Below are 17,243 nucleotides of genomic sequence, written 5' to 3'. Positions count from 1 at the left end.
GATCTTGCATGAGTCACTCGTAGCTCACCGACATCGAACCTACCGATACCAACTCCTCCCGGAACCGGCCCACCTATAGAAGCGTCGACGGGGAGGGGGAGTGCACAATAGTTGTGCATAGGAGTTGTGCATAAGTATTGTGGATTTATGGAGAACAGTGCGGGGGATCGGCCTCGGCGGGTGCGGATCGATCGGCGACAGGTGCGGGTGTTGGCGCATCCGTTGCGGACGCGGCTGCTGGGGGCCCTGCGGGTGAAGGGGCCGGCGACGGCCAGCGGGCTGGCTGAACTGCTCGACACCAACACCGGGGCGACCAGCTACCACCTGCGGCAGTTGGCCGAGGTGGGGTTGGTGGTCGAGGAGCCCGGCCGGGGGACCGGGCGGCAGCGGTGGTGGCGGGCCGCCCACGACGTCACCAACTGGGAGAACACCGACTTCGACGATGACCCGGACGCCCGGGCCGCGATCGAGTGGATCCAGGCCGAGCAGGTACGCCAGTACGTCGAGTACGCCGAGCGGTGGTTCGCCGTACGCGATCAGTGGCCGCCGGCCTGGCGCGACCTCTTCGGTACGAGCGACATCTTCATGACCATTCCGGCGGCCCGGTTGGCGCAGTTGCGTACCGAGCTGTGGCAGGTGCTGGAGCGCTACCGGGCCGAGGCGGACCCGACCGAGCCCGGGGCCGAGCAGGTGCAGATCTTCCTCACCGCCCTGCCGATGCTGATCGGTGGCACCCGGTGAACCCCCTGTCCGTACGCCAGGTCCGGCGGCGTTACCTGGTCCTGCACGGCCTGCGCTGGTTGCCGGTCGGCCTGCTGATCCCGGTGACCATCCTGCTCATGCAGGAGCGCGGTCTGTCCCTGACCCAGATCGGGCTGGCCGTCGCCGCGCAGGGCGTGGTGGTGCTCGCCCTGGAGTTGCCGACCGGCGGGGTGGCCGACGCCCTGGGCCGCAAGCCCGTGCTGGTGGTGGCGAGCCTGGTCGGCCTGGTCTCGACCGGGCTGCTGGTGGTGGCGGACTCCTTCGCCCTGCTGCTCGTCGTCTGGGCGCTGCAAGGGGTGTTCCGCGCCCTGGACAGCGGACCCCTGGAGTCCTGGTACGTCGACACCACCCTGGCCGCGGACCCGGACGCCGGGTACGAGAAGGGGTTGGGTCAGGGGGGCATGGTGCTCGGCCTGGCCATGGCGGCCGGGGCGCTGCTCAGCGGCGGTCTGGTGGCCCTGGGGCCGATCGGGCCGCTGAGCGCCTTGACCGGGCCGGTGCTGGCCGCCGTCGGCTTGCAGGTGGTCTACCTGGTGGCGTTGCTGATCCTGCTGGTGGAGGGGCGGGCGGTGATCGGCCGGGCCACGTTGCGGGCCTCCGTGCGCGATGCCCCGCGCATGGTGGGGGAGGCCCTCGGTCTGCTGCGCCGGTCCCGGGTGCTGCTGGCCCTGGTGGCGGTCGAGTTGTTCTGGGGCTTCGGCATGGCCACCTTCGAGGGTCTGTTGCCGATCCGGTTGGCCGAGGTGGTGGGCGACCCGGAGCGGGCCGGTGTCCTGCTCGGGCCGGCCAGTACGGCGGCATGGCTGGCCTCGGCCGCCGGCGCGGCGCTCACCCCACTGATCATCCGGTGGCTGGGTGCCGCCCCCGGTGCCGCCCTGCTGCGGATCATGCAGGGGATCACCGTGGTCGGCATGGCCCTGTTCGCCGGGCCGACCGGAGTGCTGATCGCCTTCTTCGCCTGTTACGCCGTGCACGGTGCCTCCAACCCGCTGCACATGGGGCTGCTGCACCGGCAGGTCGCCGGCCCGTACCGGACCAGCCTGATCTCGCTGAACTCCATGGTGGCGATGCCGGCCGGCGCCCTGGGCGGGGTGGTGCTGGGCTACATCGGCGACCGGGCCGGGGTCAGCGCGGCGATGCTGGTCGGCGCGGTGGTGCTGGCGGTCGCCGCGCCGCTGTACCTGCCGGCCCGGCGGGCCGGCCGCCACCCCGAACCGCCGATGACCGCCGATCGGCAGCAGCACCCCGCCGATCAACAGCGCCCCGCCGATCGGCAGCAGCACTCCGCCGAGCCGGAGGAGGGTGGGGGGTCGACCGGCAACGGAGTGTCGATCCCCGGTCAGGCGCAGCGCACCGAGGTGAGCCCGACGGCCTCGACGTAACCGAGCCGACGGTAGAGCCGGATCGCACCGACGTTGGCCGGGAAGACGCCCAGCGCCAGCATGTCGTGGCGGGCCGCCAGGGCCCGGCTCATCCCGGCGGTGAGGGCGGCGCCCAGGCCCCGGCCCCGCCAGGCCGGCGCCACCGTCAGCCCGGCGAGGAAACCTACGTCACCCCGGGTGCGGTCGGCCCCGCAGGCGATCAGCCGGTCACCCTCGCGGATGCCGTACCAGTCGACGACCTGGGGATTGCCCGGCCGTGCCGTGGAGGTGGGGAAGGACTCCTCGATGAGGGCCGCCAGTTCGGGGTGATCCGCCTCGGTGAGCCGGACGACCCGTTCCTCGCCGGGTTGCGGGGGCGGCGGGGTGGTGGTCCAGAGGAAGTCCCAGTCCTCGTGGGCCGCCACCCCGGGTGCGGTGTCGAGGGTGGCCCGGTCCAGTCGGGGCAGATGCACCCAGCGGCCGGGCTGCAAGACGCCCTCGGCGGCGAGCACGCCGAACAGGTCTGCCGCCTCGGCCGGCGGCCCGACCATCCCACCCAGCGGCCCCGTCGTGACCTCGGGCAGCAGCCAGCAGAACGCGCCGTCCCGGCGCCAGGCCCGTACCGGCTCCCGCAGCGGCAGCGAATGTCGGAGGAAGGGGTGCTGGCCCACGGCGCGCAGGAGCGCTTCCCGCTCGGTCGGACCCCCGTCGAAGATGACCATGGGAGGAGCCTAGGTGAGCCCAGATCTCGCCAGGAGAGGGTGGCCCGGAGTCCAGGGTGGAGATTGACTGGGGGACCGATCGGGTACATCCCGGGCCGACCTACTGGAACCCCCACCGGAGGAACGCCATGCTCGCCATTGCCGCCGCTGCGGTCTTCGGCTTCACCTTGCTGCTGGACCTGCTCGGTACCGATCTCGGAGCCCCGGATCTGTTCAACTGGAACACCCTCGTACTGATCGGCCTGCTGCTGCTGGCACTGCACCTGGCCGGGGTCGGCAGCCGGGGTGGCCGCTGGTATCGGGGGCGTCGTCCCGGTCGCGGCTGACCGAGAGTGATCATCCCGGGCTCGATCGGTGGCGCGATTCTGGCGCGCTCGGTCGAGCCCGGTACTGTTCTCGTGATGGAGTCCGAAACGCTGTTCACCCTGGGTGAACCTGCCGCAGCAGTCAGTGCGGTGGCAGGTTCCAGCGGCGTCGGCGGCTTCAGCCCGGTCGGCCCGGACGCGCCGCTGCCGGTCCGGATGCGTCCGGCGAACCTGGACGAACTCGTCGGTCAGGAGCATCTGCTCGCCCCCGGTGCGCCACTGCGACAACTGGTCACCGGTCAGGCCCCGATGTCGGTCATCCTCTGGGGGCCACCCGGAAGCGGCAAGACCACCATCGCCCACCTGGTGGCCAGCGCCACCGACCGGCGGTTCGTCGCCATGTCGGCCCTGTCGGCCGGGGTCAAGGACGTCCGCGCGGTGATCGACACCGCTCGCCGGCAGCGGCGCTCCGGCGGCCCGCCCACGGTGCTCTTCATCGACGAGGTGCACCGGTTCAGCAAGACCCAGCAGGACTCCCTGCTCGCCGCCGTCGAGGACCGTACGGTCACCCTGCTGGCGGCCACCACGGAGAATCCGTACTTCTCGGTCATCTCCCCGCTGCTGTCCCGGTGTGTGCTGCTCACCCTGCACCCGCTCGACGACACCGCGGTGCGTCGCCTGCTGCATCGGGCCCTGACCGACGAGCGGGGCCTGGCCGGGGCCCTCACCCTGGATCCCGAGGCGGAGGAGCATCTGGTCCGGTTGGCCGGCGGGGATGTCCGCAAGGCCCTGACCGCCCTGGAGGCCGCCGCCGGTGCGGCCACCGCCCTGGGCACCGGCCGCATCGACCTGGCCACCGCCGAACGGGCGGTGGACACCGCCGCGGTCCGGTACGACCGGGCCGGGGATGCCCACTACGACGTGACCAGCGCCTTCATCAAGAGCATGCGGGGCTCGGACGTGGACGCCGCCCTGCACTGGCTGGCCCGGATGCTGGTCGCCGGGGAGGACGCCCGGTTCATCGCCCGCCGACTGGTCATCTTCGCCAGCGAGGATGTCGGCATGGCCGATCCGAGTGCCCTCAGCGTGGCGACCGCTGCCGCCCACGCGGTGGAGTACGTCGGCCTGCCGGAGGTGCAGCTCAACCTCGCCCAGGCGGTGATCCACCTGGCCACCGCACCCAAGTCGAACTCGGCCACCACCGCGATCGGGGCGGCGATCGCGGACGTACGGGCCGGGCGGGGTGGCGCGGTGCCGCGGGGCCTGCGCGACGCCCACTACGCCGGGGCCCGCGGCCTCGGTCACGGCACCGGGTACCGCTACCCCCACGACGACCACCGGGGGGTGGTCCGCCAGCAGTACGTCCCGGACGACCTGGTCGGGACCGACTACTACCAGCCGAGCCAGCACGGTGCGGAACGCGCGGTGGCCACCCGGCTGCCGTTGCTACGCCGGATCGTTCGTGGACTACCCGTCCCCGCCGCCACGGGAACGTCGCCGGGCGGCGGCCGGGATCAGGTCCGCTCCGGTACCGATGACCCGCAGTCGACGACCGCGGCCGCCGAGGTGACCGAGGAGGTCGGCGATCGCGCCGACGGGAAGGGTCAACAGTGAGATCGCCTGGTTCCGAGCGACCGGAGGACGGCCAGGAGGAGCGGCGCGCCAAGCCCCGCCGCTGGGGCCGAAACAAGTCGGAGGCCGTCCCGCAGGAGCCGGACGGCGGTGAGGACTTCGGCTGGATCGACGATCTGCGCTCGGCCAAGCAGCAGCGCGGTGAACTGGGTCCCGACGGGATCACCCCCGTCTCCGAGGGCCCGGCGTCGTCCCGACCCGTTCACCCCGGCCCGATCCCGGGTGGCCCCGCCCCGGCCGGGCCGCAAGCCCCGCCGACCGGGCCGGTCCGACCCCCTGCCGACGGGCGTACGCAGTCGATGCCGGCGCGGGGCACCGGCCTTCCGCCCCACGACGCACCCCGCCCCGCGGAGGCGCCCCGCGCCCGCCCGGTGGACGGCCCCTGGCCGGGTACCCCGATCACCCGCCCGGCCGGTGGCGGCCCCGCCCCGACCGGCGGCCCTCGTCCGGCCGGTGGGCCCGTGGCCGCCGGTGGGCCTAGGCCCGCTGAGGCCCCCGGGTCCGCTGCCTCGCCGGGTGCGACGCCGGTGCCCGGCACCGGACACCAACCGGTGGTGGGTGCCCGTGAACAGCTACCCGCCCCCGCCGGGCAACCCCCGGCGCCCGCCGGACCTCGTGGCCGCCCGGGCCCCGGCATGACGGACACCCCGCCGGGTGGGTGGCCGCAGACAGGTCAGGGGCGGTACCGGGGCGAACCGAGGACCGGTCCGGTGATCGAGCCGCCGACCAACGCACCGGAGGGACCCGTCTCGGGTGCTCCGGTCGGCCCGGTGTCGGGTCCCCCCGCAGCGCGCCGCCCGGTCCGGCCGACCGGGGCGCCTGCCGGTCCCCGCCGTGCGATGCCGGAACCGATGGGTGGCCCCCGGGTCCCCGGTGCCCCCGAGATCGACCCTGCGGTGTCTCCGCTGCCCGCTCAGCCGGGCCGACGCGCCGTCCCGGAGGCACCCTCCACCGCCGAGGGTGGCCTGGGCCGTCCGGCAGCAGGCATGGCGCCCGCTGCGGGGGCACCGACCGGCGCACCCGCCAGCGGCCGACGGGTGGGGCGGCGACGCGCCGCCGAGCCCGAGACGGACCAGCCGGTGGTGCCGGCCTCCGGCAATGCGCCGCCGATCCCCGAGCCGGCATCGCGTGACACCGGCGACGACAATCCCCTCCGGGGCCGCCGCTCCGCGCCGCCGGCCCCGCCCACCACTGCGCAGGGTCCGTCCGCCGCGCAGCGAGGCCCGTCCACCACGCAGGGCCCCTCGGCGGTGCCGCCGGGACGGTCTACGGCAGCGCACGGTGTACCGGTGGTGCCGCCAGGGCCGCAGACGCCGCCCCAGGGCCGTCGGGCGGTGCCGGAATCACCACGTCGAGCTGCGGACCTGCCGGAGATGCCCCCCGGCACCGGCACACCGCCGCCGCCGAGCAGGGCGGGTCGCCGGGCGGCCGAGGACGGGCCGGTGACCGCCACCGGCCCGGTCGACGACCCCGGCGGGCGGTCGGTGGACCCCCGCTCCGGCAGCGGCGGACCGGACCGACCGCAGCGGCCGGCGGACTGGCTGCGCCAGGCCGGACGGGCCCACCACACCGATCCGGCCCTTCGGACGATCACGAGGTCGGAGCCGGGCCGCCCCGAGGGTGCCCCCACCGGCGATGTGCCGACCGTGCGGGGGCAGCGCGGTGTGGAGAAGCCCGCCGGGCCGCCGCCGGGCCGCGCCGCCGCCGAGGCGGGTCGACCCGAGGGTGGGGTACGGCCGCCGACCGGCGGAGCAGCCCGCCAGGACGGGCCGCCCACCGGCCGTGGGCGGGTCCTGCCCCCGGCCGGGGCACCGGTTACCCCGTCGGCCGGGAACGAGCCGCCGCCCGGCCGACCAGGATCAGCCGTACCGCCGGGACGGCCCGGATCAGCCGTACCCCCCGGACGGCCCGGACCGGTGCCGGGGCAGCCGGGTGGGGGGCCGGCGACCGGGCGTACCCGGGCTCCGGAGCAGCCGCCCGCCCCGCCGCGCGGTACCGCCCGCCCCGATGGCCCACCGGTCGGACGCCCCGCTGACCTGCCGCCGGGCCCCCCCGGGTCGCCGGTGGTCGCCCGGGGCGCCGCCGCGCCTCGGGCCGAGGAACGGCCGGCGGGCCGGGCCGCTCCGCCCGCCCGCAACCCGGGCCGTCCGGAGCCCTCCGGCGTCGCCGCGGTACCCCCACCGGCGCGAGCCGGTGCGGGCCCGGCGGTGGCTCGGGCGGCTGCGGCGGTCGTTCCGATGGGCCCGGTGCTCCGACCCGGGGAGCCGCAGGTACGGAAACCCGCCGAGGCGCCACCGGCGCACTCCGACGGGCCGGGCGGCGACGGGCCGGACGACGGGGCGCAGGAGCGCCACCAGGACGGCGGCAACCGCCGGATGCGGGTGATGATCCTGGCCGTGGTCAGTGTGCTGCTGCTCGGCGCGGTGCCGGTCTTCTTCGGCCTGCGCGCGGAGGGCCGGGACCCGGTCTTCGCCTCCCTGGACGAACTGGAGGTGCCCACCTGGGCCGCAGTCAGCACCACCGATGCGGTCAGCGGCAGCCGCTGGTGTCTGCTGGACTGCCGGCTGAGGGAGCGGACGGTGACCTCCGAGCGGTCACCGGAGGAGACCGCCGAGGTGTACGAGTCGGCGCTGAGTCAGGACGGCTGGCAGCCGTGGAAGCCGGCCTACTGCCCGGAGCAGGAGGAGAAGGGCCGCTACACCTGCTGGCGGCGGGATGAGCTGACCCTGGATCTCTGGGTTCGCCCGCCCACCTGCGTACCTCCGCCGGTGGACGGCGAGCCGGCCGTGGTGCCCTCGCTGGATCCGGAGGCCGCCGCCGAGGAGTGCGCCGGATCGTTGGTGACGGTGAAGGTGCGTAACGCGATCGACGACGACCGGACCCGGCCACAGCCGAGCACCGATCCGTCACTGACCGGTGTGGACCCCTTCCCGACCCTGGGCGACGATCCGTTGGGTGACTTGACGCCCTCACCACCGTCCTGAGCCGAATGTCATCACGGACGGTAGGGTCTCACCTGGCGTCCCGCGTGTGACCCGGCCGGTCCTGTGGCGGGCCACCGGGCGTCGGCGCGGGCGGGACGACCGCGCGGATCGGGGATAATGCCGCCCCGAGACATCTCGTTGAGGAGGACAGGCGTGGGCTTTCTGGAGGTCGCGGCGCTGATCGCGGCAATCGCATTCGCGATGCTGGTGCTGATCCTGACGCTGCCCATCCTGCGGCTGCGGCACACCGTGGACGCCACCACCCGGATGATCAACGAGCTCAACGACCGGACCGGTCCGCTGCTGGGTGAGGTCAACACCACGGTCCGCAACGTCAATGTCACCCTGGAGCAGGTGCAGACCTCTCTCGACGGGGTGAACCTCCAACTGGCCAAGGTCGACACCATGACCAGCCACGCGCAGAACGTCAGCGCCAATGTCGCCAACCTGGTCACGGTCGTCTCCGCCGCCGCGGCCAACCCCCTGGTCAAGGTGGCGGCCTTCGGGTACGGGGTGCGCAAGGCCGCCTCCGCCCGTCGGCACGCCGAGACCGAGCGCGAGGTCCGCGACACCATCAAGGCCCAGCGGCGCGCCGCCCGGCGCGGGAACCGCTGACCCGACGAAGGCGGAGGTACGAGCATGAGGCGTCTGTTCTGGCTGGGTATCGGGCTGGCCGTCGGGGTGGTGGTGGTCCGCAAGGCGACCCAGGCCGCGCATGCGTACACCCCGGCCGGCATCGCCGACAACCTGTCACAATCCGCTGGCGGGCTGGTCGAGGAGCTGCGTAGCTTCGTGGCGGACGTGCGCGCCGGGATGGCCGAGCGGGAGCAGGAGATCCACGAGGCGTTCGCCCAGGGTGAGGCGTTCGACGACCAGTTCGCCGAGCTGCGGGAGGACCCGCGGATCGGCGATCGAGAAATCTTTCCGGAGGAACACCAGCGATGAAGACGGCGGAGATCAAGCGGCGGTTTCTCGCCCATTTCGAGGCGAACGGTCATGCCGTGGTGCCGTCCGCTCCGCTGCCCGCCATCAGCGACCCGAACCTGCTGTTCGTCAACGCCGGCATGGTGCAGTTCGTCCCCTACTTCCTGGGCCAGCAGACCCCGCCGTACCCGCGGGCGGTCAGCGTGCAGAAGTGCATCCGTACCCCGGACATCGACGAGGTCGGCAAGACCAGTCGGCACGGCACCTTCTTCCAGATGAACGGCAACTTCTCCTTCGGTGACTACTTCAAGGACGGGGCGATCCCGTTTGCCTGGGAGCTGGCCACCAAGTCCGTCGAGGCGGGGGGCTTCGGGCTGGACCCGGAGCGGATCTGGGCGACGGTCTACCTGGACGACGACGAGGCGCGCGACATCTGGCTGCGTACCGGGGTGCCGGCGGAGCGGATCGTGCGCCGGGGCAAGAAGGACAACTTCTGGTCGATGGGCATCCCCGGCCCGGCCGGCCCCTGCTCGGAGCTGTACTACGACCGGGGCCCGGAGTACGGCCTGGAAGGCGGCCCGGAGGTCGACGAGGACCGGTACCTGGAGTTCTGGAACCTGGTCTTCATGCAGTACGAGATCGCGGACGTCCGGAGCAAGGAGGAGTTCCGCATCGTCGGCGAGCTGCCGAAGAAGAACATCGACACCGGCATGGGCCTGGAGCGGATGGCCTCCATCCTCCAGGGGGTCGACAACCTCTACGAGATCGACGAGGTCCGGCCGATCCTGGAGCGGGCGGCCGAGCTGACCGGCAAGCGCTACGGCGCCCACTCCGGCCAGGCGGCCAACCAGTCCCACCCGGACGACGTACGGCTGCGGGTGGTCGCCGACCACGTGCGGACCGCCCTGATGCTCATCGGTGACGGGGTGACCCCCTCCAACGAGGGCCGGGGGTACGTGCTGCGGCGGATCATGCGCCGAGCCATCCGGTCGGTGCGACTGCTCGGCTGGCAGGACCGGGCCCTGCCCGAGCTGCTGCCGGTGGCCCGGGACTGCATGGCCCCCTCCTACCCGGAGCTGGCCACGGACTTCGACCGGATCTCGGCGTACGCGTACGCCGAGGAGGACGCCTTCCTCGCCACCCTGCGGGCCGGCACCACGATCCTGGACACCGCGATCACGGAGACGAAGTCGGCCGGCAAGCCGGCGCTTTCCGGAGCCAAGGCGTTCCAGCTGCACGACACCTACGGCTTCCCGATCGACCTGACCTTGGAGATCGCCGCCGAGCAGGGGCTCGACGTCGACCGGGAGGGTTTCCGCCGGCTGATGGCCGACCAGCGGGCCCGGGCCAAGGCCGACGCGCAGGCCCGCAAGACCGGGCACACCGACCTGTCGGCGTACCGGTCCGTGCTCGACTCCGGGGGCCCGGTGACCTTCACCGGCTACACCGAGACGGCCCGGGAGTCGACCGTACGGGCGGTGCTCGGCACGGACGGCCCGCGTGCGGCCGCGGTCGAGGGCGACCTGGTGGAACTGGTGCTGGACACCACCCCCTTCTACGCCGAGGGCGGTGGGCAGCAGCCCGACCTGGGCATGATCACCGTGGGCGGCGGGCAGGTCGAGGTGCTCGACGTGCAGCAGCCGGTGCCCGGTCTGATCGTGCACCGGGCCCGGGTGATCCGGGGTGAGGTGCGGGCCGGGGAGACCGGGTACGCCGAGATCGACACCAGTCGGCGGCGGGCCATCTCCCGGTCGCACACCGCGACCCACCTGGTGCACCAGACCATGCGCAACTTCCTCGGCGAGTCCGCCACCCAGGCCGGTTCGCTGAACGCCCCGGGTCGGCTGCGGTTCGACTTCAACACCGCCACCGGGGTGGCCCCTAGCGTGCTGCGGGACGTGGAGCAGCAGGTCAACGAGGTGCTCCTGGCCGACCTGGAGGTGCACGCCTTCGTCACCTCGCTGGACGAGGCCCGCCGCATCGGGGCGATGGCCCTGTTCGGCGAGAAGTACGGCGAGCAGGTCCGGGTGGTAGAGGTCGGTGACTACGCCCGGGAGCTGTGCGGCGGCACCCACGTGTCCCGTTCCGGTCAGCTCGGCCTGGTGAAGATCCTCTCGGAGTCCTCCATCGGGTCCGGGGTCCGCCGGGTCGAGGCGCTGGTCGGCATGGACGCCTTCAACTTCCTGGCCCGGGAGCACCTGCTGGTGGCCCGCCTGGCCGAGCTGTACCGGGTCCCCTCCGAGCAGGTGGCCGACCGGGTCGAGCAGACCGTCACCCAGCTGCGCGACGCGGAGAAGGAGCTGGAGAAGCTGCGCGCCCAGCTGGTGCTCGGGGGTGCGGCGGCCTTCGCCGCCCAGGCCAAGGACGTCCGCGGGGTCGCCTACGTCGGCATCGAGGCGCCGGAGGGTGCGGCCGGCAACGACGTACGCACCCTGGCCCAGGAGATCCGTGGCCGGATCGATCCGGCCCGGCCGGGGGTGGTCGCGGTGGCGGCCCGCTCCGGCGGCAAGGCCTCCCTGGTGGTGTCGGTCAATCCCGCCGCCCGTGGGCGGGGGCTGGCCGCCAACGACCTGGTCAAGGCGGCGTTCTCCGGTCGTGGTGGGGGCAGCCCGGATCTGGCTCAGGGCGGTGGCCTGCCCGAGTCGGAGGTGCCGACCCTGCTGATGACGGTCGAGAAGGCGATCGCCGAGGCGTGAGTCATCGGCACAGCGGGCCAGGGCGGACCGGTGGGTCCGCCCTGGCCTCTTTCTACCCAGAGGTGACTTTCGGTGACTGAGCTGTCCCGTGGTGTGCGGCTGGGGGTGGATGTCGGCCAGGTCCGCATCGGGGTCTCCCGGTCCGACCCGCACGGGGTGCTGGCCACCCCGCTGGTCACGGTCGCCCGGGAGCAGAATCCCAGGCCGGACGCGGTGTCGAGCGATCTTGCCCAGCTCGCCGCGTTGGTCGTCGAGCACGAGGCCGTGGAGGTGGTGGTGGGCCTTCCGGTCAACCTCGCCGGTCGACATGGGCCCGCAGCCGAGCACGTCAAGGCGTACGCTCGACAACTGGCCGAGGTGATATCGCCTGTCCCGGTGACGTTGACCGACGAGAGGATGTCCACGGTCGTGGCGAGTCGTAGGCTGGCCGAGCGAGGTGTCCGGGGGAAGAGACAACGTGCGGTGGTCGACCAGGCCGCCGCGGTGGAGATTCTGCAGAGCTGGCTGGACGCGCAGCGGAGGCGGACGTAGATGTTTGACGAGCTGGACCTCGGTCACGACGAGCAGGATCGGGGGGACAAGGGCAAGCACCGCAGGGGTCGTAAGCGGGGCGGTCGCTCCGGCGGGGGCCGGGGCAAGACCGCGCTTGCGCTGCTGCTGGCCCTGGTGCTGCTCGGCGGCATCGGCGGCGGTGCCTTCTACGGTTTCGACCGGATCCAGAACTACTTCGTCACCCCCGACTACGACGGCGCGGGCGCCGAGGAGGTGACGATCCAGATCCCGCAGGGCGCCTTCCTGGCCGACATGGCCGTGGTGCTCCGCGACGCGGACGTGATCAAGAGCACCAAGGCGTTCATCGAGGCCGCCGAGAAGAACTCCCGCAGCCGCAACATCCAGTCGGGCACCTACAAGCTGCGCAAGCAGATGAGTGGTGAGCTCGCCCTGGCCGCGATGCTCGACCCGGCCAACCGAATCGTCAACGGGATCACCATCCCCGAGGGACGCACCGCCAAGAGCATCTTCAAACTGCTCAGCGACAAGACCGACATCCCGGTCAAGGAGTTCGAGGCCGCCGCGAAGGACCCGGAGAAGCTCGGCGTACCGGACTGGTGGTTTAAGCGGGAGGACGGCAAGAAGGCCAAGAAGTCCATCGAGGGCTTCCTCTTCCCGGACACCTACGAGATCCCGCCGAACTCCACCGCCGAGACCATCCTCGGGCAGATGGTCGACCACTTCCTGAGCGTCACCGGGCAGATGGAGTTCGCCGACCGGGTGCAGAAGGAACGCGGCGGGATCAGCCCGTACGAGGCGTTGATCGTGGCCTCGCTCGCCCAGGCCGAGGCCGGCACCAAGAAGGATCTCGGCAAGGTCGCCCGGGTCGCCTACAACCGGGTCTACTCGGAGACCTTCCCCTGCGGTTGCCTGGAGATGGACGTCACGGTCAACTACTACTTCGAGTCGATCGGTCAGGAGGGCAAGACCTCCGGCCAGATGACCGCGGCCGACCTCGACAACCCGAAGAACCCGTACAACCGCAAGCTGCGCGGCATGATCCCGACCCCGATCAACAATCCGGGCAAGGAGGCCCTCGAAGGTGCGATGGCCCCGCCGAACGGCGACTGGCTCTTCTTCGTGGCGATCGACAAGGCGGGCAACTCCGCCTTCACGAAGGACTACAACCAGCACCTGAGGAACATCGATAAGGCCAAGGAGGCCGGCGTCCTGTGACGAGCCGGCCTCCGCACGGCGTGGCGGTGGTCAGGCCAGGTCGATCGTGGCAGTGGTGTCGGCCGCGTCGATGGTGAAGTGCGTGGTGCGCTCACCAGCCGAGACGGTGTAGTCGCCGAGGAAGCCTGCGACGGTGAGGGTGCCGTCGGCGTCGGTACGCATGGGGGTCGGCGGTAGCCACCATTCGCCCTTGATCAGGGCTTCGAGGGCGTCGTACGACGGCTTGCGGCTGCCGTCGGAACGAACGAGGCCGGCGGGGGCACCCAACCACGCGCCCCGGTCGGTGAGTCCCCAGTAGTTGACCGCCTGCACGGCGGGGTGGGCGAGCAGGGACCGGTAGTGCCGGACGATCTCCTCGGCCTGCCGGGCCTCGCCTTCGGGGGTGCTCGGCCACTGCGGGACCTGGTAGTCGTTCAGGTCCTCGATCTCCGGCGGCATGAGGTGGCCGGAGACCAGCGTGGTCTCGGTCAGGTGCAGCGGCAGGCCGTAGCGGGCGAACCGGTCGAGCATCTCGTGCGTGTACTCCTCGCCCCGGTAACCCTGGTGCATGTGGGTCTGCAGGCCGATCGCGTCGAGGCGGACGCCGGCTTCGAGGACGCCCTCGATCAGGCACTCGTAGGCCGAGCTGAGGTCGAAGTCGTTGAGCACCAGGGTCGCCGCCGGGTTGGCCGCACGGGCCTCCTCGAACGCCATCCGCACCATGTGGATGCGGCCCCGGGCCCGGGCCAGGTCAGTGATGGCGTTGTCCCCGTTGCCGAAGACGGGCATGATGACCGCCTCGTTGATCGCGTCCCAGGTGTCGATCAGACCGGCGAACCCACCGACCAGGTCACGGATCCGGGCCCGTTGCAGCGCCTCGACCTCGTCGAGGTCGAGGCCGAGCAGCCACGGCGGCTGCACGGTGTGCCAGACCAGCGGGTGGCCCTTGACCGTCACGCCGTGACCGGCCAGCCAGCGGGCGGTCCTGGTCAGCCGCTCGGTGTCGGGTGCGCCGCGTCGTGGCTCGTAACTACCCCAGTAGAACGGCAGCGTGGCGGTGTTGAACAGGTTGAGCCACAGCTCGCCGAGCCGGTCGAGATCGGATGAGTCCGTACCGCCGAAGGGCTGGCCGCCCCCGGGGCCGGGACCCCCGACCAGGTCGACGAAGTCGAAGCCGATGTTGCCGAAGGCGAAGGCGTGCCGCCGCTGCTCGACCGTCACGATCTGCTCGGCGAGCGGCCGTCGATCCGGCCCGCGCATGGTGAGGGTGGTCTTTCCGGTGCGGTGTCGCAGGCTGCTGTCGGACATTGTTGGATGTTAGGTGACAGTCGTCCCTGCGGTGGAGGAGCCTCGTTGGCGGTCACGGTGCACAAGGCGGCGGTGGTGGGCAAGCCGATCGCGCACTCGCTCTCCCCGGTGATCCACAATGCCGGCTACGCCGCCGCCGGGCTCGACGGGTGGTCGTACACCCGGATCGAGTGTTCGGCGGCCCAGCTGGCGGATCTGGTCGCGGGCCTGGGCCCGGAGTGGGCCGGGTTGTCGGTCACCATGCCTGGCAAGGAGGCGGCGCTCGCGGTGGCCGCCGAGGCCTCGCCGGCCGCCGCCGCCGTCGGCGCGGCCAACACGTTGGTACGCCGACCCGACGGTTCCTGGTACGCCGACAACACCGACGTCACCGGCATGGTCGAGGTGTTGACCGAGGCGGGGGTGGGTCCCGGCGCCATGGTCACCGTGCTGGGGGCCGGTGGCACCGCCCGGGCGGCCCTGGCGGCGGCGGCCCGGTTGCGGGCGGCCGGGGTCACTCTGGTCGCCCGCCGGCCGGAGGCGGTGGCCGAACTGGCACCGGTGGCGCACACCCTGGGTCTGGCCCTGACTGCCGCGCCCTGGTCGCAGGCGGCGACCCTGACGGACGCCGAGGTGTGGATCTCCACTGTGCCCAAGGGGGCCGCCGACGAGTTGGCCGACACGGTGGCCTGGCGTCCCACAGCGGTCCTCTTCGACGCCATCTACGATCCCTGGCCCACCCCACTGGCCGCCTCGGCTGCAGCCGCCGGCTGCCGCATCGTCTCCGGTCTGGATCTGTTGCTGGCACAGGCGATCGGCCAGTTCGAGCACTTCACCGGGGTGCCGGCCCCGCGGGCGGCGATGGCTGCCGCCCTGGCCGCCGTCCGCGCGGACCATTCCTGACCCGAACCGGGGGGGCGCGGTGTGGCCCGGTCCAGTCCCCCGAAATTGAAGGTGATCACGCAGCGGAAGCACCTTCCTGGGTGGAGTCTTAGGTAAGGGTTAAGACGCGCTTAGGTCCCCCTGTCATGCCCATGCTCTGTGGTGTACACCGATACGCTGCTCAGCGTTACCGCCGCAGACGCAAGGAGTTCTTCGTGACCAGGCGTGGACTGCATCGGCTCATCCGGCACCCCGGTCCTCGGCGCAAGGCCGTCGTCCTAGGTGCCCTCGGCGTCACGGTCGTGCTCGGACTCACCGCGACCATGGTGCCCCTGCTGGCCGACGACAACCTGTCCATCCCGGTGGTCGCCGACACCACGGCCACCTCGGTGGTGCAGGACGGGGACAACAGTGTCAAGACGACCCTGGCGACCTGCCCGGCCCGCTGCGACGGGAACACCCGTGGTGGCCGGGAGGCCGTGCTCGCCTTCATGGTCACCTCCCTGCCGAAGAACGCCACAAACGTCCGGGCGAAACTGCGGGTGCACACCTGGCAGGCCTTCAAGGCCACGGTGACCGCACACGCCTCGAATCTGGACGCCACCGCGCAGCGGCCCGCGCCGCAGCGGGCGGGTACGGTCCTGGACACCCTGACCGGGGTGGGCAAGGGCTTCAACGAGTGGGACGTCTCCGGGCTGGTCACCGGTAACGGCATCTGGACGTTGTCGCTGGCCCAGGCCGGGTGGGACACCCGCATCTACTGGGCCTCGGCCGAGAACCGCAACGCGGATCTGCGGCCCAACCTGGTGGTGACCTACGACCTGGCCGCCCGTCCGCCGTCGGCGCCGCCGAGCGCCACCCTGCCGGCCACCCCGGCACCGACGGCCACGGTCGCGCCGAGCGCCTCGCCCAGCGTGTCGCCCAGCCGGGCGCCGAGTCCCACCCCGTCGGCTCCGAGCACCACCCGACCCCCGGCCGACTCCGGCAAGTGTGGACAGGTCTCGGAGAAGCTGGTGCCCTCCTGTGGCGCCTGGTGGGGGATGTACTCACCGACCAACCCCCAGACCTGGGACCACGGTAGGGCCATCACCGATGTCGAGGCCCAGGTGGGTCGCAAGTTCGACATCGTGCACCGGTACCACGACTTCTCCAACAACGGCAGCAACGGCGCCTTCCCGGACACGTACCAGCAGCAGCAGATGCGTGAGGGCCGGCTGATGTTCTTCGCCTGGGAGAGCCGGGTGTTCTCCCAGGGCACGGTGTTGACCTGGAAGGACGTGTACAGCGGCCGGTACGACGAGACCATCGACGCGGTCGCCGGGCGGATCCGGGCGGTCGGGCAGCCGGTCTTCATCGGCTTCGACCACGAGCCGGAGGACGAGCCGGCCAAGGGCAGCGACGCCGACTTCGTCAAGGCCTGGCGGTACGTGCACGACCGGTTCGGCGCGGCCGGCGTACGCAACGCGGTCTGGGTGTGGACGATGATGGGCTGGTCCGGGCACTACGACCGGTACCCCGGGCTCTACCCCGGTGACCGGTATGTCGACTGGGTGGCCTGGGACCCGTACAACTTCCACGTCTGCAACGGCAGCACGGTCTGGAAGAGCCCGAGCACCACCATCGGATCCTTCTACCGCTGGCTGGACGAGAAGGGCATCGGCGCGGGCAAGCCGCGGATGCTGGCCGAGTTCGGTACGAACTTCGACGCGGCGGATCCGAACGCCAAACGGCGGTGGTTCGAGGAGTTCCCGGCGGCGCTGAAGGCCCACCCCAAGATCAAGGCAGCGATCTACTTCAATTCGCCCGGCGTGACGACCACGACCAAGACCTGCAACATGACGATGAATCACGACGCGGCATCGCTGGCCGGATTCACCGCCGCAGGACGGGACAGCTACCTCCGGCAGCCCACGGGAGGGAGCCGCTGACCGCGACCGGACAGCCGTTTGCGACACTCGGTGGCTGCTGAAGCCCCTCGCGTCGC

At 72.1% G+C, this 17,243-nt stretch carries 14 protein-coding genes; 12 read left to right on the top strand and 2 right to left on the bottom strand.

What is annotated here, in order from left to right; genetic code table 11:
- Window positions 1-147 precede the first annotated feature (147 nt).
- Both ABZ795_RS25085 and ABZ795_RS25080 read left to right on the top strand, forming a co-directional pair.
- Window positions 148-741, top strand: a complete 594-nt coding sequence (locus ABZ795_RS25085) for a helix-turn-helix domain-containing protein (RefSeq protein ID WP_357532105.1) — start codon at window positions 148-150, stop codon at window positions 739-741.
- A complete protein-coding gene (locus tag ABZ795_RS25080) occupies window positions 738-2,144 on the top strand; it encodes an MFS transporter (protein WP_357532104.1) in 1,407 nt (468 codons plus the stop codon). The genes ABZ795_RS25085 and ABZ795_RS25080 overlap by 4 nt, the downstream gene beginning before the upstream one ends.
- On the opposite strand, the gene ABZ795_RS25075 is transcribed toward ABZ795_RS25080, so the two are convergent.
- On the bottom strand, window positions 2,102-2,845 hold the full coding sequence (locus ABZ795_RS25075) for a GNAT family N-acetyltransferase (RefSeq protein ID WP_357532103.1): 744 nt from the start codon (window positions 2,843-2,845) through the stop codon (window positions 2,102-2,104). The two genes, ABZ795_RS25080 and ABZ795_RS25075, sit on opposite strands and share 43 nt — an antisense overlap.
- A 128-nt stretch (window positions 2,846-2,973) precedes the next feature.
- Between ABZ795_RS25075 and ABZ795_RS25070 the strand changes: the two genes are divergently transcribed.
- The 8 genes from ABZ795_RS25070 (at window position 2,974) to mltG (ending at window position 13,114) form a co-directional block, all read left to right on the top strand.
- Window positions 2,974-3,171 carry a hypothetical protein gene (locus ABZ795_RS25070; RefSeq protein WP_327026774.1) on the top strand — a complete coding sequence of 66 codons (198 nt, stop codon included), beginning with the start codon at window positions 2,974-2,976 and terminating at the stop codon, window positions 3,169-3,171.
- 75 nt (window positions 3,172-3,246) lie between these two features.
- Window positions 3,247-4,764, top strand: a complete 1,518-nt coding sequence (locus ABZ795_RS25065; protein WP_357532102.1) for a replication-associated recombination protein A — start codon at window positions 3,247-3,249, stop codon at window positions 4,762-4,764.
- Between the two features lie 2,393 nt (window positions 4,765-7,157).
- The gene (locus tag ABZ795_RS25060) at window positions 7,158-7,766 is read left to right on the top strand and encodes a hypothetical protein (RefSeq protein WP_357532109.1); all 609 of its coding nucleotides are present in this window, start codon (window positions 7,158-7,160) and stop codon (window positions 7,764-7,766) included.
- A 153-nt stretch (window positions 7,767-7,919) separates the two neighbouring features.
- Window positions 7,920-8,381, top strand: coding sequence for a DUF948 domain-containing protein (locus ABZ795_RS25055; RefSeq protein ID WP_327026772.1), 462 nt, complete (start codon window positions 7,920-7,922; stop codon window positions 8,379-8,381).
- Between the two features lie 24 nt (window positions 8,382-8,405).
- Window positions 8,406-8,711 (top strand): hypothetical protein, encoded by a 306-nt coding sequence (locus ABZ795_RS25050; protein ID WP_327026771.1) that lies wholly within the window; start codon window positions 8,406-8,408, stop codon window positions 8,709-8,711.
- The gene (gene alaS, locus ABZ795_RS25045) at window positions 8,708-11,386 is read left to right on the top strand and encodes an alanine--tRNA ligase (RefSeq protein ID WP_357532101.1); all 2,679 of its coding nucleotides are present in this window, start codon (window positions 8,708-8,710) and stop codon (window positions 11,384-11,386) included. Before ABZ795_RS25050 ends, alaS begins: the two co-directional genes overlap by 4 nt.
- Window positions 11,387-11,458: 72 nt before the next feature.
- Window positions 11,459-11,917 carry a Holliday junction resolvase RuvX gene (gene ruvX, locus ABZ795_RS25040; protein ID WP_357532100.1) on the top strand — a complete coding sequence of 153 codons (459 nt, stop codon included), beginning with the start codon at window positions 11,459-11,461 and terminating at the stop codon, window positions 11,915-11,917.
- Window positions 11,918-13,114 (top strand): endolytic transglycosylase MltG, encoded by a 1,197-nt coding sequence (gene mltG, locus ABZ795_RS25035; protein ID WP_357532099.1) that lies wholly within the window; start codon window positions 11,918-11,920, stop codon window positions 13,112-13,114. It begins immediately after the preceding gene.
- A 30-nt stretch (window positions 13,115-13,144) separates the two neighbouring features.
- Here the strand turns inward: mltG and ABZ795_RS25030 are convergent, their stop codons facing one another.
- Window positions 13,145-14,401, bottom strand: coding sequence for an endo-1,4-beta-xylanase (locus ABZ795_RS25030; RefSeq protein ID WP_357532098.1), 1,257 nt, complete (start codon window positions 14,399-14,401; stop codon window positions 13,145-13,147).
- Between the two features lie 45 nt (window positions 14,402-14,446).
- Between ABZ795_RS25030 and ABZ795_RS25025 the strand changes: the two genes are divergently transcribed.
- On the top strand, window positions 14,447-15,280 hold the full coding sequence (locus tag ABZ795_RS25025; protein WP_357532097.1) for a shikimate dehydrogenase: 834 nt from the start codon (window positions 14,447-14,449) through the stop codon (window positions 15,278-15,280).
- Window positions 15,281-15,474: 194 nt separating this feature from the next.
- Window positions 15,475-17,187 carry a glycosyl hydrolase gene (locus ABZ795_RS25020; protein ID WP_357532096.1) on the top strand — a complete coding sequence of 571 codons (1,713 nt, stop codon included), beginning with the start codon at window positions 15,475-15,477 and terminating at the stop codon, window positions 17,185-17,187.
- Window positions 17,188-17,243 lie beyond the last annotated feature (56 nt).

Origin of the sequence: Micromonospora sp. NPDC047134 (genome assembly GCF_040643455.1) — a bacterium.
Taxonomy (GTDB): Bacteria; Actinomycetota; Actinomycetes; order Mycobacteriales; family Micromonosporaceae; genus Micromonospora.
The sequence above is the reverse complement of the archived record's forward strand: the minus strand, read 5'-3'. Positions and strand labels throughout refer to the sequence as shown.

What these genes read in the sequence shown, in the direction of transcription:
- ABZ795_RS25085 (WP_357532105.1), top strand. Translation starts at nt 148, where the DNA reads ATGGAGAACAGTGCGGGGGATCGGCCTCGGCGGGTGCGGATCGATCGG.
- ABZ795_RS25075 (WP_357532103.1), bottom strand. Translation starts at nt 2,845, where the DNA reads ATGGTCATCTTCGACGGGGGTCCGACCGAGCGGGAAGCGCTCCTGCGC.
- ABZ795_RS25070 (WP_327026774.1), top strand. Translation starts at nt 2,974, where the DNA reads ATGCTCGCCATTGCCGCCGCTGCGGTCTTCGGCTTCACCTTGCTGCTG.
- ABZ795_RS25065 (WP_357532102.1), top strand. Translation starts at nt 3,247, where the DNA reads ATGGAGTCCGAAACGCTGTTCACCCTGGGTGAACCTGCCGCAGCAGTC.
- ABZ795_RS25060 (WP_357532109.1), top strand. Translation starts at nt 7,158, where the DNA reads ATGCGGGTGATGATCCTGGCCGTGGTCAGTGTGCTGCTGCTCGGCGCG.
- ABZ795_RS25050 (WP_327026771.1), top strand. Translation starts at nt 8,406, where the DNA reads ATGAGGCGTCTGTTCTGGCTGGGTATCGGGCTGGCCGTCGGGGTGGTG.
- alaS (WP_357532101.1), top strand. Translation starts at nt 8,708, where the DNA reads ATGAAGACGGCGGAGATCAAGCGGCGGTTTCTCGCCCATTTCGAGGCG.
- mltG (WP_357532099.1), top strand. Translation starts at nt 11,918, where the DNA reads ATGTTTGACGAGCTGGACCTCGGTCACGACGAGCAGGATCGGGGGGAC.
- ABZ795_RS25030 (WP_357532098.1), bottom strand. Translation starts at nt 14,401, where the DNA reads ATGTCCGACAGCAGCCTGCGACACCGCACCGGAAAGACCACCCTCACC.